This window comes from Gilliamella sp. LMG 34359 (genome assembly GCF_984569085.1).
Map to the genome: position 1 here is coordinate 1,302,310 of NZ_OZ474906.1, position 23,442 is coordinate 1,325,751.

The window sequence follows — 23,442 nt, forward strand, 5'->3', positions numbered from 1 at the left end:
TAAGTGAAAAAGTATCTAACTTTAGTTGTACTTCTAATTGCAAGTTTAGCGATTTTTAGTACCCCTTCTTATGCGGCCGAAAAAAAATATGAAAGCTGGAATGCAATTATTGATGAAATGGATATCATTCTTAACGATGCCTACAATATCTATTTTATGAAAGACATCGAAGGTGCTAAAGCCCGCGTGAACAATGCCTACTTCGGGTTTTATGAAAAACATGGTGTTGAGCGAGCAGTAATGTCTTATATTTCAGGTAAACGTGGCACCGACACCGAATATCAATTTGCAAAAATCAAACGTTTAATGACGCAAAACTCACCAAATAAGACAGTACGCGCCGAAATTGATGTTATTTTAAAAATGCTACATGAAGATGCCAACGAATTAGATGGTAAAAAAGAGAGTGGTTGGAGTGTCTTTTTAGCGTCGTTTATCATTATCTTCCGTGAAGGGTTGGAGGCGATACTCGTTATTGCCGCTATCTCTGCCTATCTTGTGCGTTCCAATAATAAACCGATGCTTAAAGTGGTTTATTTAAGCAGTTTGTTTGCAGTGTTTGCTAGTGTTTTAGCGGCGATTGCGTTACATACTGTGGTGGGGTTAAGCGGAGCTAATCAAGAAATTATGGAAGGCGGAGCCATGTTATTGGCTACTGTGGTGCTATTCTTTATTAGTAATTGGATGTTGTCTAAGTCGGAATCTGAGGCTTGGAAGAATTATGTAGAAGGTAAGGTGCAAAGCGCAGTTTCTACTGGTAGTAGTTTTGCTTTAGGATTTGCAGCCTTTTTAGCGGTATTTCGTGAAGGTGCGGAAACCATTATCTTCTATCAGGCCATGCTAGCCGATGCGAAAGAGCATATGGATATGGTTTGGTATGGCTTGGGTATCGGTACAATTGTCTTAGCCTTTGTGTTTGTGATTATCCGTTTTGGTACGGTTAAATTACCACTCAGACCGTTTTTTATTTGTACCAGTGCATTAATGTATCTGATGGCGATCGCTTTTGCCGGTGGCGGAGTAAAAGAGTTGCAAGAAGCGGATATCATTCCGGTTACCCCGGTCGATTTTGTTCATTCGGTGGAAATTCTGGGTATATATCCAACTTTAGAAACATTAATTCCACAATTATTTATGGTTGTGGTGGTGATTTTGTCAGTTATCTATTACCGAAAACATACTATTAAAAATAAAAAAGATAATTTAAATTGATTACATTAAATGATTCGTTCTTAAATCAAACTGTAATTAAAAATTTGGTAGTAATTGTGATTAATTAATCATTATTTTATTGATTAATTATTGAAATATAAAACTATTTGTAAAAATAAAATTAAGGAGTTTCAATGAAAAAATTATTAATCTCTGCGGGTATTTCATCAATACTTGCACTTTCATCTATGGCCTATGCTGCGGCACCGGCACCAGGACAAGAAAAAGGTTTTGAAGAGTTCCCAATCGGTGATGAAGTAACAGTTGGTCCTTTACATATCGGTGCGGTTTACTTCCAACCTGTTGATATGGAACCTGCCGGTATGGGTGGCTTACCTGCGTCTAAATCTGATATGCATATCGAAGCTGATATTTCTGCAGCTGAAGGCAATAAATTAGGTTTTGGTGCCGGTGATTTTGTACCTTACTTAACTGTAAAATATAAAATCCAAAAAGAAGGTAGTGCTAAAGCGATTGAAGGTACTTTTATGCCAATGAATGCATCTGACGGCCCTCACTATGGTAACAATATTAAATTAGATGGTGCTGGTAAATATAAAGTCACCTTTACTATTGAAAACCCTGAAAAACAAGGCTATTTATTGCATGTTGATAAAGAAACTGGGGTTGAAGGTCGTTTCTGGTCTAAACCAATCGAAGTTTCTTGGGACTTTGACTTTATCCCGCGTGCATGGTAATTATTAATTTAATTATTAAATAATTTTGTACTTAAGGCGGGTGTAAAAGCTCGCCAATATACGTTGTAATCGTTAGGCAATCATTATGCTCCAATATCTTATCAATATTACCGATAACACTTTTGTACCAGTGATTATGTTTGCATTAGTCAGTGCGGCATTTGTTCAATCAAGTAAAAAATATCTTGTAACTGGTTGTGTATTGGGGATGATGGCTGCACTGGTTTATGCAATATTAAAACGAAATACAGGTATTGCTGTTCGTGAATTTTATGATCTTGGTGTGATTATTGGTTGGTGCATCATTGCTATTCCATTGCTTATCTGTTTATCGTTTAAAAAATCATTATTCCTTAATTCATTATTACTGGTGATTGCCACTGGTCTTATCACCGCACAGTGCCTACCAAATATTTTACTCTATCCATTTGAATTTGATGTTGGTATGGAATCCATATTCAATAATGACTATCTGTTTAAATGGGTGGGTTATGGTTTTGCTTTAATAGTTTGTGTTTTGCTTGGGTTGTTTGTCTATCGCCTTTGTGCTCGATTTTCAACTCGATTCGTTACTGCCATTACTACATTGGCAATTATTATCTTCACTGCGCAAAACGCTGTTAATTTGCTACAAATCCTGATTGTGAGACGATTTATCTCGCCACAAAAATGGATGATGGAATTAGTAATTTTTATTTTAGCGCATGTCAATTTGTTTACCTTTATCTTCATGGTTTTGGTGTTATTACTGAGTATTTTGTTGTACACCAAATCCAAAACTACCTCGTTAGTTGGCAGTAATCCAGCCCAAGTACGTAAATTAAAAGCAAGTTTACGTCGTGATCGTCGTACCTCATTATTATTAATGGCTGGCATTGCCATAACTGCTTATACCGTTACTCGTGCACGTTATATTTTTGAAAAAGGGGTGGAATTAACGCCGGCTGAACCTGTGACACCCAATGTCGATGGTTTGATTGTGATTCCATTAGATAGAGTCAATGACGGCAATTTGCACCGTTATGGTTATCAAGCGACCGATGGCACATTAGTTCGATTTATTGTGATTAAGAAAAGTGAAAATGCTTACGGTGTCGGTTTTGATGCTTGTGATATTTGTGGTGCCAGTGGTTATTATCAACGCGGTAATCAGGTTGTTTGTATTTTGTGTGATGTAGTGATGAATATTGCGACGATAGGTTTTTCCGGCGGTTGTAATCCGGTGCCACTTAAATATGAAATTTTAAACGGTAATATGATTATTCGACCAGCTCATCTTGAAGCTGAAAAGAGTCGTTTTAAGTAACAGTGAAAAAAGGAAGAAAATATGTTTCGTAGAATGTTACTTAGTGTGTTAGTTCGTCAAAAAAAGAAGCTATTTTTAATTGCCTTAACTGTTGCTTTGGGTGTTTCACTAGCGACTGCCATGTTAAATGTCATGTTTGATGTCGGTGATAAAGTTAATCAAGAATTAAAAGCTTATGGCGCTAACTTAAACATTGTGCCAAAAGGTGCGGCGTTGGTGAATGAGTTATATCAACTAGATGACAAACAAGACGCGATTCAATATATTAAACAAGATGATTTAGTGAAGATTAAAATGATCTTCTGGGCGTATAACATCGTTGATTTCGCCCCTTATTTAACAACCCAAGTCATGGTTAATGGTAAACCGGTCACGCTAGTTGGAACTTGGTTTAATAAACATTTGACAATTCCGACCGGTGACGAAGTGGATACCGGAATGTTAGCTATGAAATCGTGGTGGTCAATTGAAGGCAACACCATGAAAGATGATAATTTGCAAGGTGTAATGGTAGGTGAGACTATTGCCAAGCAATTGAATCTCAAATTGGGTGATAGTATTGAGTTAACATCATCCACCCAAAAAATCAGCCTAACAGTGAATAATATCTTCCATAGTGGTGGGGTTGAAGATAACGAGCTTTATGTTTCATTGCCAGTTGCGCAAAACTTGGCAAACAAAGCCGGTTTGGTTGAACGGGTGGAAGTGAGTGCACTCACCACGCCAGAAAATGATTTAGCCCGAAAGGCGGCGCAAGATCCTAATAGCTTATCACGAACCGAATGGGATACTTGGTACTGCACCGCTTATATCAGTTCGATTGCCTATCAGTTAGAGGAGTTAATGCCAGATGTTCGGGTAAAAGCGATAATGCAGGTAGCCGAATCTGAAGGATCTATCTTACAAAAAACTCAACTATTAATGTTATTGTTAACCATCTTATCGTTAATCTGTTCGGCACTCGCAATTTCTAACCTAGTGACCGCCAATGTGATTGAACGCAGTACTGAAATCGGCTTATTAAAAGCATTAGGCGCCACCAATACCTCGGTGGCGATGTTGATTCTTACCGAAATACTAATCATCGCCTTATTGGGGGGAATGGTCGGTTATTTTATCGGTCTTGGCTTTGCGCAAATTATTGGCCAAACCGTATTTGGTTCATTCGTTGAGCCTAAGATGATTATTGTCCCATTGGTATTAATTATGGTAAGTCTGATTACATTGTTAGGTAGCTTGCCTGCATTGCGTATTATGATGTTTTTACGCCCAACCGATGTATTACATGGTCGGTAAGTGAGGCTAACTGATGATGAATAAAAACCAACGCTTTATTTTAAAAACACTATTTAGCTCGCTAATTCGCCGTCGTTCTCGGATTGCTATTGCCTTACTTGGTGTTGCTATTGGGGCAACGGTACTACTAGGTATGGTAACGCTTTGCTATGATATTCCAAGACAAATGGGACAAGAGTTTCGTTCTTATGGTGCTAACTTATTGTTGATGCCGGCCAATAATCAATCCACTATGCCAATAACTGAGGTGAAAAAAGCCGTTGATCTGTTACCGTCAGATAAAGTATTAGGTGTGACACCGTTTCGTTATGATTCCATCCGCAGTAATCAACAACCGTATACCATCGTTGGTACGCAGTTTGATCAGGTTAGCAAAACTAGCCCGTATTGGAAAATAGAAGGCGAACTACCCAAAAATCCAAATGAAATTATGATCGGCACCGATATCGCCCAATTTGCTAAACTTAGCATTGGTAGTACGATGCCGATTTCAGGAAAATCTAAAGAGAATTCTCGCTTTGATGAAGAGTTAACCATTACCGGTATTGTCAAAACCGGCCGTGCTGAGGATAACTTTATCTTTATTGATCTAAACGATCTTGAAACACTACTTGAAGAGCGCAATCAAGCCGAAGTAGTTGAAATCAGTATTATGGCAACACAAGATGAATTACAGCGCTATATTCAAACCATTAAAGATCACTCCACCAAGGTTGAACCGCATCTTATAAAATGGGTAACGCAATCTGAAGCGTCGGTACTAGGTAAACTCTCCTCTTTACTTTATCTGGTAACGCTAGTGGTATTAATTTTGACGATGATCTGTGTGGCCACTACCATGATGACTGTCGTCATGGAACGGCGTAAGGAGATCGGCCTGAAAAAAGCCATCGGCGCAACCAATAAGAGTATTGCCAAAGAGTTTTTAGCTGAAGGGCTGATCTTAGGTATTATTGGTGGTGTCATCGGTGTGATTTGTGGCCTGATTTTTGCTCAAGTGATCAGCGCCAATGTTTTTGGGCGCTCAATTGTAGTTGAATTTTATCTGATACCTACAACGATTGTTATTTCGGCGGTGGTAACCATTATTGCGTGTTTGATTCCAGTAAAACGTGCGCTTGAAGTTGAACCAGCATTAGTTTTACGTGGTGAATAGGATAGTTAAGTATGAATATGCTCGAAGTGAATAATGTATCTAAAATCTATGGCTCATTACATGCCTTATCAGAAGTTAACCTAACGGTTGAAGAGGGCAAATGGTTATCCATTATGGGGCCATCAGGTAGTGGTAAAACCACGTTAATGAATATTATCGGTTGTATGGATAAACCGTCACTCGGTTCGGTAATTTTAGATGGACAAGATATTACTCAACTTTCATTACCACAATTAACAGAAATTCGCCGTGATAAGATTGGCCTAATCTTCCAACAGTTCCACCTTGTCTCTTATTTAACTGCATTAGAAAACGTGATGGTGGCGCAATATTATCACAGCATGGTGGATGAAAAAGAAGCCTTACTGGCATTAGAACGGGTGGGGCTCGCCGCACGGGCTAAACACTTACCGCGCCAATTATCGGGTGGTGAACAGCAACGGGTCTGCATCGCTAGAGCATTAATTAACTATCCAAAACTGATTTTAGCTGATGAACCAACCGGCAATTTAGATGAAAGCAATGAATCAATGGTCATGAACTTACTACATCAGCTTCACGAAGAAGGAAGCACCATCATCGTAGTTACGCATTCACCTGAAGTATCTAAACATGCGCAAACCACGGTGGTCCTCGAACATGGAAAAGTAGCAAGTATTATCAATAATTAATGATTAAAAGGTCTCTATTTATGAAAAATCGTATTATTACATCAGTATTGTTTATGTTAATCGGCTTACTACTTATTTTATTTCCGCTCTATATTTTACCTGTCTGCCCACTGCCAGATGTACAAGCGATGCCGACTAGCTCTGCAATGCCAGCGGAAGCCATGCACGCAGCCCCAATGGTTGGTGATGGCCATATGCACAGTACGCCGGGCAAAATCATGAAATGCTTTTGGGCATCAAGGGCGGAAATTGGTATTGGTAGTTTAGTGATAGCTATTGGTTTGCTGATGTTATTTAGTCGATCACTACTTGTGCGTATGGGGTTAAGCATGGCATTAGCTTGCACCGCAGTACTAGCTGCTGCGATTCCAACCATTTTAATCGGTGTATGTGGTAACGAAATGATGCGTTGCAATATGGGGGCTAGACCGGCATTGGTTTTATTGTCCTTGGTCTTGGCGATTGTTGCTATCATCAATGTATGGTATTTAAATAAACAAGCTAAACGTTGGTAACTATTATTTGTAAATAGCATTTAGTAAAGAGCATTAACCAGCGTTAACATCCACTAGACAATAACGAGAAATAAAACATGCAAGAAATAACTATCGCGAATTTAGCATGGCGAAACATTCAACGACGACCATTTCGTAGTTGTTGTTTGATAATCATTATTATGCTTTTTTCCGCTACGCTATTTGGTGGTAGTGTGTTAATGAAAAACCTAAGCTTAGGGATTTCAGGCATGGCTAATCGTTTAGGGGCAGATATTCTGGTAGTGCCTTATGGTTATGAAAAAAATCTTGAGGTGGCGCTATTACGTGGTGAACCAAGTAGCTTTTATCTGAAGGCTGACTTGATTGATAGAATCAAAGTAATCAAAGGGGTTGAAGCTGTCTCCCCCCAACTGTTTATCGCTTCGTTGAGTGCTGGTTGTTGTACGTCTAAAGTACAACTAATTGGTTTTGATCAACAAAGTGATTTTGTAATCAAGCCTTGGTTACAAACGCAGTTAAGCCAACCCTTGACCGACCAACAGGTTGTGGTGGGTAGCAAAATTACCTCAAATGTGGGTGACGAAATTAAGTTTTTTAATCATTCCTTTAAAATTGCCGCTAAAATGGATAGCACAGGGATGGGGTTTGACACTTCAGTTTTTATGACCATACCTGCCGCACAATCACTGATGAAAGCAGCCAATTTAATTGAGGGCGATACTGATCACTTTGTTAACTATGTGTCATCAATTTTTGTTAAAGTCGATCCTGATTATCAACCTAAAGATGTTGTTAATCAGATGATGCCGAAATATGCCATCGACTTCAATATTGATTTTGTGATGACTAAAGGCATGTTGAGTAATATCTCTAAATGGCTTAAAGGCTTTTCAACCATTGTTTACAGCTTATCGGCAATATTTTGGCTGCTAGCGATTATTGTGATCTTTGTGATATTTTCTTCCTCACTTAATGAACGTAAACGCGAAATCAGCTTATTACGTATTTTAGGGGCTTCGCGTAGTGATTTGGTTAAAATGTTACTGCGAGAATCACTGATTATTAGCGCCTTAGGTGGTATTGTGGGCATTGTGATTGCCGGCGTCTTAATTTATGCTTTTAGCTTATTAATTTGCCAGTCAATTGGCTTGCCATGCGTAAATATTTCCATAACAGATGGCTTAATTTATGCATTATTGGTATTTTTGCTGACGTTAATTATTGGTCCGCTGTCAAGTATCTATTCGGCATTATCATTGACCAAATTTGATACTTATCAAACATTAAGAGAGGGTGAATAATGTTATTGGAAGTCAAAAACCTTCGTAAAGATTATAAACGCGCAACGCAACAATTCTCGGCGGTAAATAATATCAGTTTTTCAATGGCTCAAAACGACTTTATCAGTATTATGGGAAAATCAGGCAGTGGTAAAACCACACTACTTAATATGATTGCCGGGCTATTAACGCCAACACAAGGTAAAGTTACCATTAACGGTACTAATTTATTCGAACTCGATGATAAACAGGTATCGGCATTTCGTAATCAATACCTTGGATATATTCCACAAGGTAGTAGCTTATTACCTAACTTGACTGCACTGGAAAATATTCGCTTACCGTTTTCTCTAACTAAACGAGAAAAACAATCGAGTTTAAATTATGCGCTACAACTGCTTGAAAAAGCCCAAATCAGTTATTTGAAGGATGCTTACCCAGCCAATATGTCGGGCGGTGAAATGCGGCGAATTGCTATTTTACGGGCGCTAATTTGCCAACCACAACTGGTGATTGCCGACGAACCAACCAGCGATCTTGATGAAGAAAGCTCAGCACAAATTATGGCGTTATTAGCCGATATTCACCAACAAGGCACAGGGCTACTAATTGTTACCCATGATAATGATGTAGCAGGTTATAGCCAAAGAACGCTAAAAATGTCTTCAGGTCGATTAATCGATTAGTTTGCACTAATGATATCTTGAGTAATTATAACAATAGCGGATTACAACCCATATCAATCATGATTTTATTTAACTTTATCAATGGTAATCCGACTAACGAATTAATATCGTCACCTTCGAGTTTATCAAATAGCGTAATGCCTAACTCATCACATTTAAAACTGCCAGCACATTGTAATGGCATCTCTTTAGCGATATAAGCTTCAATTTCCGCATCAGTTAATTGGCGAAAAGTGACCTTAAATGGTTCACAAATTGTTTGCGATTGACCGCTACGAATATTAATCACCGTCATTCCCGTATAAAAATAAAACGCTTTGCCACTGCTGTGTTTTAATTGTTGCTTAGCATTTTCAATGGTATGTGGTTTACAAACAATCTGCCCATCCAAAACACCCACTTGGTCGGAACCAATAATCAAACTATCAGGATAGCTTGCCACTAATGACTGCGCTTTAGCATTAGCTAATCGCACCACTAACTGCTCTGCACTCTCATTTGCAAGAGGTGTTTCATCACAAATTGGTGGCACACATTCAAAAGGAATAGCTAATTTATCCAGTACTTTTTTACGTGATAGTGATGTCGAGGCTAGAATAATTCTCATTTTAACTGTTCTCTTAAAATCCATGCGGAAAGATGAGCATTAAAACCGATATGAGCGTAATAATCAACTGTCTGTGGTGCTGCAAGTAAGCCAATCGCCCAGCGATTATCAATATGTTTTTCGATAGTTTTTATCAATTGCTCACCAATATCTAATTTGATAACCCTCGTCAACCGCCAAATCAGTTAAATAAGTTATGTAAACGAAGTTACTTAAAACGAAGTTATTTAAACAGCGAGCATTAGTAATTAGCTTCGATCCATTTCATGCACTAACGGTTAAATTAGTATTATCTGATATTACTTGAAAACGAGATTTTTCATCTATTGGTCTACGTTCTCCTAACCAATAACGACGCGATAATAGCTTCGCGGGTTCTATAGTTGGTTTGCTGTCATTGTCAAAAATAATATTTGCCATAGTTGATTTCCGTCATGATTTTGCAAAAAAAATATTTCAATCTTTTAAATTAGCGTTAGGATATTAATATTGGATTTAATGTGAAATTAGTATCATACTAAACCAATAGCATTGGTCTTTATTAGTTAGAATGATAAAGCCAAATTTTAATATTGTGTGGAGGTGTTATGTACAAAAAAATATTAGTACCAATTGATGTGCTTGAAGATGCATTAACTCAAAAAGTCATCCCTCATGTTGAGTGTTTAGCAAAATTATCCAATGCGCAAGTTATCTTCTTTCATACCTTACCGGTTGCATCAGCTATTGTGAATGCCTACTCATTTGGTTTTGATGAGTTTAAAGATCAAGCGACAATACAAACGGAACAGTGGTTAAATAGCTTAATTGATTCGATTAATTTACCGCGGGAAAATTTATCTTTTTCCATTACTTTTGGTAACCCAAGAGATGAAATTTTACGTTTAGCCGAAGAGATTGAGCCAGATTTGATCATCATTGGTTCAAGACGCCCTAATATCTCTACCCATTTATTGGGATCAAATGCCTCTGGTGTGGTGCGAGGTGCAAAAACATCAGTGTTAGTCGTTCGTTAGTGTCTAAATTTATTCTCTAAACTATAACGAGGAGCAAATAACTCCTCGTTAATAATTTGTCGTTTAATACTCTTAATAAATAACCTAAAATTCATATCAATACGATCTACTATAAGTTGTGTTTATTATTAATATTAATTATAGATGCGTTTATAAATTATTTTATCACCTAACTAATTGATTAATTAATATATTTTAATGTAATTATCATCAAAAATGAAAACAAAATAGAAGCCTGTTTCGCAGATGGTCATTGTAATATATGGAGTACCTCGGTTGCTGAGAGTTATAATGATGAAAAAAAAGTATTTTTTGGGTGGTTATTCTTTATTTTAAGTTTTGCAGTTAATGCAAAAATATTTGATACTCGTTATGTAAGAATGATTATCTATGATTCAACACCAGAAGCACCGATTGGAAGAATGCGCTTTGAAATCGCTAAAAACTATATTGTTAAATACGCAACATTAACTTGTGTCCCAAACGAGAATGTTCGAAATTGTACAGTTAATGTGCCTTACAGTAAATATACAGGTCATCATGATTTTTTTCAATTAATCCCTGAAAGATATTTAATAGATAGAGATGATGAATATTATAATATGCTAGAGTACGATGGTTCGGGCTATAAGATTGCCATTTGTGATGGTCCAATTTACGGTTGTCGTTTATTTAGCTCTAACACGCCAGCTCGCAAAGATAAAGATGTCGCAGAATTTTTGGATAAAATCGATCAACTTTTAGCGGGTAAAAGTGAATATCAATTTGAGCCTATTATGATGGATAAATAGAATAAATAAAAAATTAAGTATTTTTTGCTCCTTTTTAGTATGCCAATAAAATAGGGTATACCTACTCGTAATAATATTATAATAATGAAGTTTGATAGAGATGGTATTACTGAAATTGTTTTGAAAAATTGTCACAACCAGATAATAAAAAAATATTTTGATTTAACTATCAGGGATAATAAACAGAGTAGACCTCATTTTTGTATACATTATCTGAAGAAAATGGTGAACAATTATTCAGAGTTTATATCAGGATTGATACTAATATTCTTTTATCAGAAACAGCTCTAGACAACATTCAAAAATTTTGTCTTGTTTGATCAATTTGTTAATTTATATATTAAGTTGAATAATAATTATTTAATCGATAAAACTATTGCAAGTCAAATAATCAATATAGTTTCAATATATACTCTTTTTTAGATTAGATACAGAGGATAGATACTGATGAAAATTAAAAATATCGATCATTTTGTCATTACTAGTCATGATCTCACTAAAAGCATTGCCTTTTATCAAGATATTTTAGGATTGAAACATGTCGAAAGCAACGGTCGCCATGCTTTTGTCTTTGGTAATCAAAAGATTAACATTCATGCCAAAAAAGGCGAATTTCGGCCAGCAGCATTACATCCAGAATATGGTAGCCAAGATTTTTGTTTAATAGTTGAAGACGATATTGAGAGCGTAAAAAAAGAGATTATAAAAAAAGGTTATCCGATTGTTGAAGGGATCGTTGATCGACACGGTGCTAAAGGTAATATCAAAAGTCTTTATCTAAGAGACCCGGATGGAAACCTTGTTGAACTAGCTAATTATTGCGATTAAGTTAATATTTGCCCACTTAAAGTCAGGGAAAAATTGAGAAAAGGTCTTTTTGTGGGCATCAATTTATTAAAGTTTATAATTATGCTAATTGGTTAAATTATTAAAACTTGATTGAATCTAAATAATTACACAATACTGCTAAAAAGTTAAGTAATGCACTTTTTGCTGTTAATAACGTGCTTAAAAAATCAAAATCTCGTTCTTAATAACCACTAATTTCAACTACTAAAACAAATTTTTTCATCGTCAAAAGACTAAAATTTATAAGGATATGTAAAAAGCTATCTCCAATTAGAATAAATATTAAGTAATCTATTTCTATATCTTTTTTGTTTCTCTTTACGAAAGTTAACAATTAAATGTAAAAAAATATTGCATAGAGTTTTTTCAGTCACTATACTTTTTGCATCGTTTAATGCAAACGATAAATATTTAAATAATTAGCATTAAATTTAAAATAAATCAAAGGTCTAATTGACAGGAACGTCGAAATGCATTATAATTTTCAACACGCAACACGCAACACGCAACATGTACAACCTATAATTTAATTTCGTCAAAGTTAAGTTCTCAACGTTTATTTTTCACCATAATTTATTTTTTATCGAAGTTATACATAAATTCGCGAAATTTTGCGCGATCCTTTCTTCAACCCTTTTTATCCCAGCAGATCTTTTTAGGATCATCGTTTAGCTTGTTGCTAATAACTTCCTATACCAGCCACGCATTAACGACTAAAACATCAAATCCTATACATGGTAATGCGCCATATTTAACGTTTGATGGTGGTCAAACTCGAGTGACTGATACTGATGGGCTTCTTTGGATAAGCTTATCAGATGGTACTAAATATACTCCAACAACGAATAATTCAAGTCCATCAACTCCTATTAAATTGCCTGAGGATTATCAGCGTTTTACCGATATTGATATGATGGTACCAACTGATACTAACGAAATTGGTTTAAATGTTCTTATCGGTCAACCATTTAATTATTGGGGTGATGATGACGGTGATGGTCAGGGATTTGATGGTATAACTGTTACAGGAAGTTTGAGTTTAACTATCTTTGATAAAAATAATCAATCTGTCGCTCGTAGCGAGATATTAGATATTTGTAAAGCACCATATAAATTAGTTTTATCGAGTACAACAGGTTCATTAACAACTCTTTATGGTTTACCTAAAAACAGTAGTTTTAGTCCCAGTAATGTTACTTATTTTATCAATCCTCGAACAAAAGCTACGGTCTGCTTTGCTAAACCAAATTTATATTTAAATATGGATGATTATGCTGGCCCTGCTTCCATATGGGATTCTAATAAAGGTTTTCTTACACAATCATTTTTGCCTTCTTCATATGGTTTAAACTTCCCAACTACTGGCGCTGATGGATTGGACTTTTATTTAGATATAGGTGGAATTGGTCGACTAAATTGGGAGCCAGTTTCACCTAATGGTGATATTACTGCGATTATGACACCTAATGACTCTGGTACAAGTGTCCGCGTTCTTTTGAAGGGGCCTGTAGCCAAACCTTTGCAATGGAGCACTGATAATCCAAGAAGTTTAGGAAGTATACCCAATCCGACATTACCTCAGACATTTGAGTTAGTTGGTCGAAATAGTAGTGGTGAAGCTGTCGTAAAATATGGTTTTCAGTTAAAGCAATGGTTTGTCAACCGTGGTATTTCTTATTACAGTTTATCTAGCACATCATCTTGGTGTAGTAATATTGGATACCGTATACCTAATGTAAAGGATTTAACTAACGCTTCCTGTCAAGGAGTTAATTCGAGTCCTCTCTGTGAAGGTTCAGTCGGTGCTACACCTTCATCACCTAATGATTTTTATCGACGCCACATTGGAGCAGGGCTTTTTACGGAGTGGGGTTATATGTACGACTATACTGGCGCCAATTTTAATGCCAGTGGGCCCCCAGGCGCCGGATATTGGACGATTGATACGATGCATGGTATCGTTTTTGTCGTTGGCTCAAATGATGGTCACATTGGTGGTAATAGCCTTGACGGCATAGGTAGCGGACTTTGTGTCTATCCTTAAATCCTATTTTTTAGTTCTGGCTAGGGAAGCATAGAAGGTTAAAATATAATTAGTTCGCTAGGGAATAGTAGCTTTGAAAAGGCAATGACTTTGACGATGTGACAAGTTAAAGCGATTTTGCGGTGTAACAACGAGTTAATTATCCCCCCAACTGGGGCGTGTTTATTTTTGAGGAATAAGCTCAATGGCGTAAAAAATTTGAGAAATATTTTTTATTCGGCTGTAAATTTATTAAAATTTATAATTATACTAATCGGTTAACTTATTAAAAATTGTGTTGAAATATATAATTACATAATACCTCGAAAAAGTTGTAGACTGTACTTTTTGCTGTTAACAGCGCGTCTAAAAAATCGACTTCCCATCCCCAATAATAACTACTAATTTTTTACCACTAAAACAAAAGTTTTCATCGTCAAAAGACTAAAGTTTAAAAGGATATGTAAAAAGCTATCTCCAATTAGAATAAATATTAAGTAATCTATTTCTATATCTTTTTTGTTTCTCTTTACGAAAGTTAACAATTAAACGTAAAAAAATATTGCATCGTGTTTTTTCAGTCACTATACTTTTCGTATCGTTTAATGCAAACGAAAATATCTAAATAATTAGCATCAAATTTAAAATAAATCAAAGGTCTAATTGACAGGAACGTCGAAATGCATTATAATTTTCAACACGCAACACGCAACACGCAACATGTACAACCTATAATTTAATTTCGTCAAAGTTAAGTTCTCAACGTTTATTTTTCACCATAATTTGTTTTTTATCGAAGTTATACATAAATTCGCGAAATTTTGCGCGATCCTTTCTTCAACCCTTTTTATCCCGGCAGATCTTTTTAGGATTACCGTTTAGCTTGTTGCTAATAACTTCCTATACTAGCTACGCGTTAACGTCTAAAACTTCGAATATTATTCATGGTAATGCGCCATATTTAACCTTCGATGGCGGTCGTACACGAGCCACAAATGCCGACGGTCTGCTCGGGATAACCCTTTCAAATGGTGATGAAATTACCCCTGAAAGCAATAATTCAACTTTTGCTAATCCAATTGAATTACCCATCGCTGACCAGAGTTTAGCTGATATTGGTATGTTTGTGCCAATTGATACTAATGAAATCGATTTAAAGGCACTTATCGGCCCACCATATAATTATTGGAGGGATGATGATGGTGATGGTCAGGGACCTGATGGTATAACTGTAACAGGAAGTTTAAGTTTAGCTATTTTTGATAAAAATGATCAACCTGTCGCTCGTAGTGAAATATTAAATATTTGTAATTCACCATATAAATTAGTTTTATCGAGTACCGTAGGTTCTTTAACTACGCATTACGGGGTTCCTGATGAAAGTAGTTTTAATGCAAGTAATGCGACCTATTATGTTAAACCTAAAGCATCACCTATGGTCTGTTTTGCTAAGCCTAGCATAAAACATGGTGGAAATGACGAACCTGAGCCATGGGCTCAAGGCGTTGATTTTCGTGGTCCAGTTACAATGTGGAACGAAAATAAAGGTTTTATTCCACAGTCTACCAATGTTTCATCTTATCATTTAAATTTTCCTACTACCGGAGCTCATAGTCTATTTTTTGATTTAGATATAGGAGGAAGTGGTCCGTTAAATTGGCAAACAGTTTCACCTAATGGTGATATTAAGGCGATTATGACGCCAAATGCTTCTGGCACAACCGTTCGTGTTGTATTAGAGGGGCCAGTAGCCACCGATGCCCAAGTGAATTCAGATGAGCCAAGTAGTTTAGGCAATATAGGTAGTCCTACATTGCCGCAGACCTTTGAATTAGTCGGTCGTGATAGTTATGGTAACGAGGTCGTTAAGTATGGTTTTGTGCTAAAGCAGTGGTTCGTCAAACGTGGTATTAAAGAGTTTACTTATTTTAGCTTAGCGCCTTGGTGTGCTAATATTAGGTATCATGTGCCTAAAGTAAAGGATTTAACTAATGCATCTTGTCAGGGAGCTATTTCTAATGACTGTCAAGGTGCAGTCGGTGCTATACCTGCATCACCAAATAATGTATACCAGCGTCACATAGGAGCCGGGTTCTTTGCAGAGTGGGGCGACATGTTTTTCTACGACTTCAATGGTATCCGTGCACGAGGTCAATATTACTGGACAAGTGAAGGATTTATCGTAGGCTCGCTTGTTGGTAACTCGGTTAAAATGGGCCTAGTGTCCCCGCGCAATGGGCTTTGCGTCTATCCTTAAATCTTATTTCTTAATTTTTGGATTGGCACAGCATAATAAGGAAAAATAGAGTTAATTCATTCTATAAAAGCTCCTCGCAAAATCAACCAAACTGACGAGGTGGGTGAGCTAAAGTGATTTTATGACGTAGTAATGTATCAACTATTTGCCGTAACTTAGGAGAATATATTTTAGGGGAGAGGTTCTATACAGCAAAAAGTTGCAAAGCGGTTTTAGAGGTATCAATTTATTAAAGTTTATAATTATGCTAATTGGTTAAATTATTAAAACTTGATTGAATCTAAATGATTACACAATACTGCTAAAAAGTTAAGTAATGCACTTTTTGTTGTTAATAACGTGCTTAAAAAACAAAATCTCATTCTCAATAATAACCACTAATTTCAACCACTAAAACAAAATTTACCTCGTCAATATGCTATAGCGAATGATATGTAACCAAAGAAGCTATTTCCTGTTGGAATAAGGATTAAACCTTCTATTTTTTTATATTTTTTTACTTCTCTTTACGAAAGTTAACAATTAAACGTAAAAAAATATTGCATCGTGTTTTTTCAGTCACTATACTTTTCGCATCGTTTAATGCAAACGAAAATATCTAAATAATTAGCATCAAATTTAAAATAAATCAAAGGTCTAATTGACAGGAACGTCGAAATGCATTATAATTTTCAACACGCAACACGCAACACGCAACATGTACAACCTATAATTTAATTTCGTCAAAGTTAAGTTCTCAACGTTTATTTTTCACCATAATTTATTTTTTATCGAAGTTATACATAAATTCGCGAAATTTTGCGCGATCCTTTCTTCAACCCTTTTTATCCCGGCAGATCTTTTTAGGATTACCGTTTAGCTTGTTGCTAATAACTTCCTATACTAGCTACGCGTTAACGTCTAAAACTTCGAATATTATTCATGGTAATGCGCCATATTTAACCTTCGATGGCGGTCGTACACGAGCCACAAATGCCGACGGTCTGCTCGGGATAACCCTTTCAAATGGTGATGAAATTACCCCTGAAAGCAATAATTCAACTTTTGCTAATCCAATTGAATTACCCATCGCTGACCAGAGTTTAGCTGATATTGGTATGTTTGTGCCAATTGATACTAATGAAATCGATTTAAAGGCACTTATCGGCCCACCATATAATTATTGGAGGGATGATGATGGTGATGGTCAGGGACCTGATGGTATAACTGTAACAGGAAGTTTAAGTTTAGCTATTTTTGATAAAAATGATCAACCTGTCGCTCGTAGTGAAATATTAAATATTTGTAATTCACCATATAAATTAGTTTTATCGAGTACAGTAGGTTCTTTAACTACGCATTACGGGGTTCCTGATGAAAGTAGTTTTAATGCAAGTAATGCGACCTATTATGTTAAACCTAAAACATCACCTATGGTCTGTTTTGCTAAGCCTAGCTTAAAGCATGGTGCATATAATGACCCTGAGCAATGGGCTCAAGAGGTTGATTTTCGTGGTCCAGTTACAATGTGGAACGAAAATAAAGGTTTTATTCCACAGTCTACCAATGTTTCATCTTATCATTTAAATTTTCCTACTACCGGAGCTCATAGTCTATTTTTTGATTTAGATATAGGAGGAAGTGGTCCGTTAAATTGGCAAACAGTTTCACCTAATGGTGATATTAAGGCGATTATGACGCCAAATACTTCTGGCACAACCGTTCGCGTTGTATTAGAGGGGCCAGTAGCCACCGATGCCCAAGTGAATTCAGATGAGCCAAGTAGTTTAGGCAATATAGATCGTCCTACATTGCCGCAGACCTTTGAATTAGTCGGTCGTGATAGTTATGGTAACGAGGTCGTTAAGTATGGTTTTGTGCTAAAGCAGTGGTTCGTCAAACGTGGTATTAAAGAGTTTACTTATTATAGTTTAGCACCTTGGTGTGCTAATATTGGATACAACCTTCCAAAGGTAAAGGATTTAACTAATGCGACTTGTCAGAATATTAGTTCAGGTTATTGGTGTCAAGGTGTTATCGGTGCTATACCTGCATCACCAAATAATTTATACCAACGTCACATAGGAGCCGGTTTCTTTGCTGAGTGGGGCGACATGTATTTCTACGACTTCAATGGTATCGGTGCACGAGGTCAATATTACTGGACAAGTGAAGGATTTATCGTAGGCTCGCTTGTTGGAAACTCGGTTCGCTCTGGTCCTACGCCCGCCCGTAACGGGCTTTGCGTCTATCCTTAGATCTTATTTCTTAATTTTTGGATTGGCACAGCATAATAAGGAAAAATAGAGTTAATTCATTCTATAAAAGCTCCTCGCAAAATCAACCAAACTGACGAAGTGGGTGAGCTAAAGTGATTTTATGACGTAGTAATGCGTGAACTATCCGCCCTAATAGCGGCGGATTTATTTTGTTTAATGGAGTTTTCACAGTAAAAGATTGCGAAACAAAAATTTCAGATGAAAATCCAATAAATATATAATTATTTTAATTGGTTATGTTATTCAGGCTTGTTTGAAAAAAAATCAAATTTATGCCAGAAAATTTATCCGCACGGTGCTCTCCACTGGCGTAGTGACTGCATGATCACCTTACCCCATCGTTCGGTATTAATGTAACGATCTGTTTCAGCTTATCAAATATCAGGCCTGTTTCTAAGTCGTTACTACTTTTACCAAACCACTAACTAACCCCCATCCAACTTGATTGGAAACATAAACATTTATATTTCCAATAGATTGAGTTTATTTTTGTGACACAAAAAACGTTCCATATAAAAGTTGAAGTATCAGTTTTTTAGGTGAATAAATTCACCACATGTTATAATCATGTTTAATTATAATTAACTCTGTAAATATGATGAATAATAGTACAATTGATAACCAATTAAATGAAAAAATGGTGCTTATTTTCAAAGCATTATCTGATCCGGTTAGAATAGAAATAATTAAATATTTAAAAAGTATAGAAACAGAGGTTATCTGTGGTGAAATTGGTCAAGCAGTTGGTATTAGTAAACCCTCAGGAACTTATCATTTTAGGTTATTACAACAAGCAGAATTAATTAATGTAAGAAAGAGTGCTAGGGAAAAATATGTATGGCTTAATAAATCAACATTTGATAAATATGTTACCGGGTTTTTTGATAATCTTTAAAATACTCAAATATTGATTTATTGTTGAATTTATCGCTTTGATTTTATCAAATATTATTTTTTATCCCTTGCTGTTAACCTTATTGAAAAAACTATTCCTAATAATGATATCAGACCAGCCGTAATAATAACGGCATCAAATCCTTCGGCAAAAGCTGTTGAATTAGTGGTTCCGCCGAAAATATTGAATACAATTACGCATATTGTGGTACCTATTGCGCCACCAAATAAGCGAAATATATTATATACTCCTGATGCTTTCCCTAAATATATTGGTTCGACAGCGCTTAACACCGCTTTTTGCAGAGCCGGTCCTGCCATCGAAAGTCCCATACCGGCGATCATTAAAGGTATTGCCATTGCTATATATGAATCAGTTGCATTAAATAAAAAAATAATTAATAGATAACCGATCCCCTGTAAGAATAATCCTAATGTTGCAATAATCTTTTCGCCAAATCTATCTACAGCTCTGCCTGCAAAAGGTGCGATAACGACTAATGTTGCTGTCCAAGGTAATAATTGTAATCCCGCCACGAGTGGATTAACGTTTTCTAATACTAAAAAAAATTGCGGCAAAAAGAATAACACGCCAAACATTGAGGCATATAATAAAAAAGTTGCAATGTTACCACTAGTGAATACCTTGTTGCGAAATAGTTTTAATGGAATCATAGGGGTAGAACTTATTTTTTGCCTAACAATAAATAAAATAGCTAGTGCGAGGCTAGATAATCCGGTAATAATCGTTATAACGTGTGTGGTATTTGTGGTTATGGTGGATAATGACCATATTATCCCGGCGGAAGAGATGGCAATAAGCAAAATATCAATAAAGTTCAATTTATCATCCTTACCTTTACTTTCAGGTAATAAATTACGAGCAAAATAGATTGTTATTATTCCAACAGGCAAATTAATCCAAAATATCCATTGCCATGATAAAGTTGCGACAATAAATCCACCTAAAACTGGCCCGACAATTAGTGCTAAACCACCAATGCCACTCCATATTCCTAAAGCTTTTCCACGTATATCTACGGGTAATGAATGTGTTAGAATTGCCATGGACATTGGCGTCATAACACAAGCACCAACAGCCTGTATCATTCGAGATATAATTAATAAGGTAATACTAGTCGATAAAGCACAAAATATAGAAGCAATAGTGAAAATGGCAATACCAATCAAATAGACTTTTTTTCTGCCTATTTTTTCGCCCAGTGATACACCAACCAGTAGTAATGCCGCTATGGTTATATTATAAATGTTCAACAACCACTGTAATAAATTTACCGATATTTGAAAATCATTTCTTATGGCGGTAGTGGCTGTGGTAACTATCATTGAATCGATCATTGACATGAAAAATCCTAAAGAAGTTAAAATAATGATAGCTGATGAATTAACCTTTATTTCTTGCATATTGTCAACCTCCTGCTTGGCTATATTGGGCAAAATAATTTCCTTAATTTAGTTTTTTTAATCTATTAGGCTATATGGTATCTAACTTATTTGAGTTTACAGTTTAATAGTTCATTAGTTATTTAACTATTTTACCATTTAAATAAATAAAAACAAACCGAATAACCGATAGCTAATTGCTAAGATAAATTTGATTCAATTATTATTGAAGATGCAAGAATTTACCGCCTTTCGGCGGTATTTTATGCTTGATGTTTAACGATGAAGCAGCAGTGGATCTGTTTATTGCGTTTAAAATCGAGTGATAAGGTTTTATCGGTGATATCTTGAAATATCAACCCCAGTTTTTGCATACCGTCGCTATCCATTTTGAAGCCTCGTTTATTGTTTGAGAAGACAATCACACCGTTTGGTCTCAATAATCGCTTTAAATCATCCATTAATTTAAGATGATCACGCTGAACATCAAAGGTATCATTCATCCGTTTAGAGTTGGAAAATGTTGGAGGATCGATAAAAATCAAATCAAATTGTTCATCTGCCTGTGATAAATAGAGCAAGCAGTCGGCTTGAATCAATCGGTGTTTTTTTCCGGTTAACCCATTTTGTTTTAAATTACGATCAGCCCACTCTAAATAGGTGCGTGACATATCAACGGTTGTGGTTGATTTTGCTCCACCAAGACCGGCGTAAACAGTTGCGCTACCTGTGTAGGCAAATAGATTTAAAAAGTCTTTACCCGCGCTCATCTGGCCGATCATTTTTCTGGCTAGACGATGATCCAAAAATAAACCGGTATCTAAATAATCGACCACATTAACCCAAAACTGCGTTTTTTGCTGATTAATAGGATATTCATGGACTAAGAAGTAATCCTGTTTTTGCCCGAGTTTTTGATATTGTTGTTTGCCTTTTTGCTTTTCGCGAGTTTTTAGTACCAATTGGTCGGCAGTTAACTCCAGTACCGACATAGTGGCATTAATAATATCAAATAGTCGTTGTCGCGTTTTTTGCGGATCAATATTTTTTGGCGCGGCATATTCTTGTATCACAATTTTATCTTTATAACGATCGATGGCCACGTTATATTCAGGTAAATCTGCATCGTAAAGGCGATAACATTCAAGTTGTTCTTGGCTTGCCCATTTTGCAAATCTTTGGCAATTTTTACGTAGGCGATTGGCAAAATCGGTTGCGGGTAAATTTGGTGACGTAACCGGCTTATCGACTTGACGATCAGCAATGGTATAATTTTTTTGTACACAATCTAAAGGCCCATTTTTAGCTTTAAACTGTTTGTCGGCTCGCATTTGCAAACAATCTAACAGTTGTGGCGCACCACTAAATAGCGATAGTCGCCACCCAGCAAATTGTTGCTTAATTTGACGACCAAGTGCAGAGTGCAGGGCAACCAATGCAGGTTCACTTTCTAATCGTTCACCATAAGGCGGATTGCTGATGATCATGCCATGTATCTGGTGCTCAAATGGATTAGTTAATTGAGTCACATCCTGCACAGCAAAAGTAATTAAATCACCAACTCCAGCTTGGATAGCATTTTGCTTGGCGCGCTCTAACACCGCAGGGTTATTGTCATAACCAATGAAAGGCGTTGTCGCTTTTTTTACATTGTGCTTGGCCGCGAAGAGTAACTCATTCCAAAGTGTTGGGTTGAATCCTTGCCAAGCAAAAAATCCCCACTGTTTACGTAGAAGTCCCGGTGGAATGTTAGACGCTATCATCGCGGCTTCGATTAATAAAGTTCCAGAACCACACATTGGATCGATAAGAGGTTCATCTGTTTGCCAACCTGAGCGGCGAATAATTGCTGCCGCTAAGTTCTCTTTTAATGGCGCTTGTCCTGTTTGTTGGCGATAACCACGTTGGTGCAGGCTTTCACCACTTAAATCTAATGATAATGAGACGCGATTTTTGTTGAGATAAGCATGTAAACGCACATCAGGATGTTGCTTAGCAACATTTGGGCGTTCATTGGTTTGTCGCATAAAGTGATCAACAATAGCATCTTTGATTTTAAGTGCGCCATATTGACTGTTGCGAATAAAGTCATTAACACCAACAAAGTTAATCATAAATGAGTTATCGACCGCAAAAATATCGCTCCATTTGATATTCATCACACATGAATAGAGATCTAAGTCACTATAGATATCAAACTCGGCAATCGGCAATAAAATCCGAGAAGCTAAACGAGACCACAATAGCGATTGGTACATGGTTGATGCATCAGCATCGTAATAGACACCACCTTGGGTTACTTTACAATTCACTACCCCAATATTTTCTAACTCTTGTTTTAATAACTCTTCAAGCCCGCGAGAGGTGCTGGCAAATAGCGTTTTCATGCATAATCCACTTAACAATAAAATTGCTGGCATTATACCGACTATTTGCAATGGTGGGAAATGATCACCTTAAACAATATGTAATCAAATAAAAAATAAACAATATAAAAAAATGACGAATAGTTTTATTGCAGGAAGAAATCAAACAATCATT

21 protein-coding genes are annotated in these 23,442 nt (G+C 36.3%); 16 read left to right on the plus strand and 5 right to left on the minus strand.

Annotated elements, in window-relative coordinates; genetic code table 11:
• The first annotated feature begins 3 nt into the window (after positions 1–3).
• The 9 genes from AC5LXV_RS06140 to AC5LXV_RS06180 all read left to right on the plus strand — a co-directional run bounded on the left by AC5LXV_RS06140 (position 4) and on the right by AC5LXV_RS06180 (position 8,802).
• Positions 4–1,212 carry an FTR1 family iron permease gene (locus tag AC5LXV_RS06140; RefSeq protein WP_493467670.1) on the plus strand — a complete coding sequence of 403 codons (1,209 nt, stop codon included), beginning with the start codon at positions 4–6 and terminating at the stop codon, positions 1,210–1,212.
• Between the two features lie 134 nt (positions 1,213–1,346).
• On the plus strand, positions 1,347–1,910 hold the full coding sequence (locus AC5LXV_RS06145) for an iron transporter (protein ID WP_493467671.1): 564 nt from the start codon (positions 1,347–1,349) through the stop codon (positions 1,908–1,910).
• A gap of 85 nt (positions 1,911–1,995) precedes the next feature.
• A complete protein-coding gene (locus AC5LXV_RS06150; protein WP_493467672.1) occupies positions 1,996–3,216 on the plus strand; it encodes a Fe-S-containing protein in 1,221 nt (406 codons plus the stop codon).
• A 21-nt stretch (positions 3,217–3,237) separates the two neighbouring features.
• Positions 3,238–4,512, plus strand: coding sequence for an ABC transporter permease (locus AC5LXV_RS06155; protein WP_493467673.1), 1,275 nt, complete (start codon positions 3,238–3,240; stop codon positions 4,510–4,512).
• 16 nt (positions 4,513–4,528) lie between these two features.
• Positions 4,529–5,668: an ABC transporter permease gene (locus tag AC5LXV_RS06160; protein ID WP_493467674.1), complete on the plus strand. Its 1,140-nt coding sequence runs from the start codon at positions 4,529–4,531 to the stop codon at positions 5,666–5,668.
• A gap of 11 nt (positions 5,669–5,679) precedes the next feature.
• Positions 5,680–6,339, plus strand: coding sequence for an ABC transporter ATP-binding protein (locus tag AC5LXV_RS06165; protein ID WP_493467675.1), 660 nt, complete (start codon positions 5,680–5,682; stop codon positions 6,337–6,339).
• Positions 6,340–6,359: 20 nt separating this feature from the next.
• Entirely contained in the window at positions 6,360–6,854 is a 495-nt protein-coding gene (locus AC5LXV_RS06170; RefSeq protein WP_493467676.1) for a DUF4418 family protein, read from the plus strand.
• Between the two features lie 77 nt (positions 6,855–6,931).
• Positions 6,932–8,137 (plus strand): ABC transporter permease, encoded by a 1,206-nt coding sequence (locus tag AC5LXV_RS06175; RefSeq protein WP_493467677.1) that lies wholly within the window; start codon positions 6,932–6,934, stop codon positions 8,135–8,137.
• Positions 8,137–8,802 (plus strand): ABC transporter ATP-binding protein, encoded by a 666-nt coding sequence (locus AC5LXV_RS06180; protein WP_493467678.1) that lies wholly within the window; start codon positions 8,137–8,139, stop codon positions 8,800–8,802. Before AC5LXV_RS06175 ends, AC5LXV_RS06180 begins: the two co-directional genes overlap by 1 nt.
• Before the next feature lie 25 nt (positions 8,803–8,827).
• Here AC5LXV_RS06180 and AC5LXV_RS06185 read toward each other — a convergent pair whose 3' ends face one another.
• The 3 genes from AC5LXV_RS06185 to AC5LXV_RS06195 all read right to left on the minus strand — a co-directional run bounded on the left by AC5LXV_RS06185 (position 8,828) and on the right by AC5LXV_RS06195 (position 9,829).
• Positions 8,828–9,409 (minus strand): Maf family protein, encoded by a 582-nt coding sequence (locus tag AC5LXV_RS06185; RefSeq protein ID WP_493467679.1) that lies wholly within the window; start codon positions 9,407–9,409, stop codon positions 8,828–8,830.
• Positions 9,406–9,582, minus strand: a complete 177-nt coding sequence (locus AC5LXV_RS06190; protein ID WP_493467680.1) for a hypothetical protein — start codon at positions 9,580–9,582, stop codon at positions 9,406–9,408. The genes AC5LXV_RS06185 and AC5LXV_RS06190 overlap by 4 nt, the downstream gene beginning before the upstream one ends.
• A 91-nt stretch (positions 9,583–9,673) precedes the next feature.
• Positions 9,674–9,829, minus strand: coding sequence for a hypothetical protein (locus AC5LXV_RS06195; RefSeq protein WP_493467681.1), 156 nt, complete (start codon positions 9,827–9,829; stop codon positions 9,674–9,676).
• A gap of 167 nt (positions 9,830–9,996) precedes the next feature.
• Between AC5LXV_RS06195 and AC5LXV_RS06200 the strand changes: the two genes are divergently transcribed.
• The 7 genes from AC5LXV_RS06200 to AC5LXV_RS06230 all read left to right on the plus strand — a co-directional run bounded on the left by AC5LXV_RS06200 (position 9,997) and on the right by AC5LXV_RS06230 (position 19,498).
• Positions 9,997–10,425, plus strand: a complete 429-nt coding sequence (locus AC5LXV_RS06200; protein ID WP_110434260.1) for a universal stress protein — start codon at positions 9,997–9,999, stop codon at positions 10,423–10,425.
• A gap of 380 nt (positions 10,426–10,805) precedes the next feature.
• Entirely contained in the window at positions 10,806–11,216 is a 411-nt protein-coding gene (locus AC5LXV_RS06205; protein WP_493467682.1) for a hypothetical protein, read from the plus strand.
• A 447-nt stretch (positions 11,217–11,663) separates the two neighbouring features.
• A complete protein-coding gene (locus AC5LXV_RS06210; RefSeq protein WP_493467683.1) occupies positions 11,664–12,044 on the plus strand; it encodes a VOC family protein in 381 nt (126 codons plus the stop codon).
• A 694-nt stretch (positions 12,045–12,738) separates the two neighbouring features.
• On the plus strand, positions 12,739–14,109 hold the full coding sequence (locus AC5LXV_RS06215; RefSeq protein ID WP_493467684.1) for a hypothetical protein: 1,371 nt from the start codon (positions 12,739–12,741) through the stop codon (positions 14,107–14,109).
• Between the two features lie 862 nt (positions 14,110–14,971).
• Positions 14,972–16,345 carry a hypothetical protein gene (locus AC5LXV_RS06220; RefSeq protein WP_493467685.1) on the plus strand — a complete coding sequence of 458 codons (1,374 nt, stop codon included), beginning with the start codon at positions 14,972–14,974 and terminating at the stop codon, positions 16,343–16,345.
• An 860-nt stretch (positions 16,346–17,205) separates the two neighbouring features.
• Entirely contained in the window at positions 17,206–18,582 is a 1,377-nt protein-coding gene (locus tag AC5LXV_RS06225) for a hypothetical protein (RefSeq protein ID WP_493467686.1), read from the plus strand.
• 619 nt (positions 18,583–19,201) lie between these two features.
• On the plus strand, positions 19,202–19,498 hold the full coding sequence (locus AC5LXV_RS06230) for an ArsR/SmtB family transcription factor (RefSeq protein ID WP_034901766.1): 297 nt from the start codon (positions 19,202–19,204) through the stop codon (positions 19,496–19,498).
• 53 nt (positions 19,499–19,551) lie between these two features.
• Here the strand turns inward: AC5LXV_RS06230 and AC5LXV_RS06235 are convergent, their stop codons facing one another.
• Both AC5LXV_RS06235 and rlmKL read right to left on the minus strand, forming a co-directional pair.
• On the minus strand, positions 19,552–20,922 hold the full coding sequence (locus AC5LXV_RS06235) for an MFS transporter (RefSeq protein ID WP_493467687.1): 1,371 nt from the start codon (positions 20,920–20,922) through the stop codon (positions 19,552–19,554).
• Positions 20,923–21,164: 242 nt separating this feature from the next.
• A complete protein-coding gene (gene rlmKL, locus AC5LXV_RS06240) occupies positions 21,165–23,288 on the minus strand; it encodes a bifunctional 23S rRNA (guanine(2069)-N(7))-methyltransferase RlmK/23S rRNA (guanine(2445)-N(2))-methyltransferase RlmL (protein ID WP_493467688.1) in 2,124 nt (707 codons plus the stop codon).
• Positions 23,289–23,442 lie beyond the last annotated feature (154 nt).

Bases quoted from the DNA above. Each gene is read 5' to 3' on its own strand.
- AC5LXV_RS06165 (WP_493467675.1), top strand. From the start codon at position 5,680: ATGAATATGCTCGAAGTGAATAATGTATCTAAAATCTATGGCTCATTA.
- rlmKL (WP_493467688.1), bottom strand. From the start codon at position 23,288: ATGAAAACGCTATTTGCCAGCACCTCTCGCGGGCTTGAAGAGTTATTA.
- AC5LXV_RS06170 (WP_493467676.1), top strand. From the start codon at position 6,360: ATGAAAAATCGTATTATTACATCAGTATTGTTTATGTTAATCGGCTTA.
- AC5LXV_RS06195 (WP_493467681.1), bottom strand. From the start codon at position 9,829: ATGGCAAATATTATTTTTGACAATGACAGCAAACCAACTATAGAACCC.
- AC5LXV_RS06175 (WP_493467677.1), top strand. From the start codon at position 6,932: ATGCAAGAAATAACTATCGCGAATTTAGCATGGCGAAACATTCAACGA.
- AC5LXV_RS06210 (WP_493467683.1), top strand. From the start codon at position 11,664: ATGAAAATTAAAAATATCGATCATTTTGTCATTACTAGTCATGATCTC.
- AC5LXV_RS06185 (WP_493467679.1), bottom strand. From the start codon at position 9,409: ATGAGAATTATTCTAGCCTCGACATCACTATCACGTAAAAAAGTACTG.
- AC5LXV_RS06145 (WP_493467671.1), top strand. From the start codon at position 1,347: ATGAAAAAATTATTAATCTCTGCGGGTATTTCATCAATACTTGCACTT.
- AC5LXV_RS06180 (WP_493467678.1), top strand. From the start codon at position 8,137: ATGTTATTGGAAGTCAAAAACCTTCGTAAAGATTATAAACGCGCAACG.
- AC5LXV_RS06155 (WP_493467673.1), top strand. From the start codon at position 3,238: ATGTTTCGTAGAATGTTACTTAGTGTGTTAGTTCGTCAAAAAAAGAAG.
- AC5LXV_RS06205 (WP_493467682.1), top strand. From the start codon at position 10,806: ATGATTATCTATGATTCAACACCAGAAGCACCGATTGGAAGAATGCGC.
- AC5LXV_RS06200 (WP_110434260.1), top strand. From the start codon at position 9,997: ATGTACAAAAAAATATTAGTACCAATTGATGTGCTTGAAGATGCATTA.
- AC5LXV_RS06160 (WP_493467674.1), top strand. From the start codon at position 4,529: ATGAATAAAAACCAACGCTTTATTTTAAAAACACTATTTAGCTCGCTA.
- AC5LXV_RS06235 (WP_493467687.1), bottom strand. From the start codon at position 20,922: ATGCAAGAAATAAAGGTTAATTCATCAGCTATCATTATTTTAACTTCT.
- AC5LXV_RS06230 (WP_034901766.1), top strand. From the start codon at position 19,202: ATGAATAATAGTACAATTGATAACCAATTAAATGAAAAAATGGTGCTT.
- AC5LXV_RS06150 (WP_493467672.1), top strand. From the start codon at position 1,996: ATGCTCCAATATCTTATCAATATTACCGATAACACTTTTGTACCAGTG.